The 1,277-nt window shown below is 57.4% G+C and carries 1 protein-coding gene; it reads left to right on the top strand.

All coding sequences use genetic code 11. The features are described from left to right. Positions 1-129: 129 nt before the first annotated feature. Positions 130-1,277 (top strand): Gfo/Idh/MocA family protein (locus V6S97_RS29095; RefSeq protein ID WP_334428449.1); only part of this gene is annotated, 1,148 nt, incomplete at its 3' end.

The following is a 1,277-nucleotide window of genomic DNA, read 5'->3' as shown; positions in this document are numbered from 1 at the left end:
AAAATGTAATCGTTGACATCTGGATTTTTGTGTTGTTGTATACGTTAACATCACAAATTTGACGGCCTTAATGGCTGCGGGAACTTACGATCAAGGGCACGATGTGTGCTGCCCAATGGAGACCTACAAGTGAAGAAGTTGAATGTTGCGCTTATCGGCACGGGGTTCATGGGCAAGGCCCATTCGATAGCAACGGCGGTTGTGCCGATCCTGTTCGGTTCTCCGATCGAGATTGAGCGCAAGGTGGTCGTCGATATCGACGAGGAGTTGGCGCAGAATGCCGCCAAACAATATGGTTTTGCGGAATATGCAACCGACTGGCGCGAGGTCGTTTCGCGGCCTGACATCGACATCGTTGATATCTGCACGCCCAACAGCACTCATGCAGAGATCGCGATCGCGGCTGCAAAGGCCGGCAAGCACATCATGTGCGAGAAGCCGATGTCGATGACGGTCGCCGAGGCGGAAGCCATGCTCGCGGCAGCGGAAGAGACCGGCGTTGTGACAATGGTATCTTATAACTACCGCCATACGCCGGCCCTGCAGATGGCCAGGAAGTTGATCGAGGAGGGACGCATTGGCGACATCCTGACCTTCCGCGGTTATTACCTGCAGGACTGGGGCGCGGACCCGGAAAAGCCACTCTCCTGGCGCTTCAACAAGGCTCTGGCGGGTTCTGGTACGCTCGGCGATATCGGGACGCATGTGATCGATGCCGCACGCCTTCTGGTCGGCGAGTTTGCTTCGGTCAACGCAATCGTCAAGACCTTCATCCCGGAGCGTCCGCTACCGGCGGGCCGCTTCTTTGGTCCGAGCGGGGCTGCATCGACGGAGAAGGGCAAGGTCGATGTCGATGATACGGCGCTGACGATGATCAAGTTCTCGAACGGCGCGCATGGCACCATTGAAGTGACGCGTAACTCCTGGGGTCATCATAACCAGCTCGGCTTCGAGATCCACGGCTCGAAGGGCTCGATCGCCTTCGATTATCAGCGCCTCAATGAGCTGCGCGTCGCCTTTGCCGATGATCCGGCCGACGCCTTCGGCTTCCGCACAATTTACTCTGGTCCGAACCAGCCGTTCGGCGACAAGCTGTGGCCCGTCGCCGGCATGGGGCAGGGCTACATCGATATCAAATCGATCGAATGGTACAACTTCCTGAAGGCCATCGCTGACAAGACGTCGGCTTCGCCGGACTTCAAAGACGGCGTGCAGATCGAGCGCATCGCAGAGGCCATTCTCGTCTCCGGTCAGACCGGAGCATGGGAAAATATCGA

Origin of the sequence: Agrobacterium sp. CCNWLW155, from assembly GCF_036888815.1 — a bacterium.
GTDB lineage: Bacteria > Pseudomonadota > Alphaproteobacteria > Rhizobiales > Rhizobiaceae > Agrobacterium > Agrobacterium radiobacter.
Note: the sequence above shows the minus strand (reverse complement) of the source record. Positions and strands in the feature narration are given on the sequence as shown.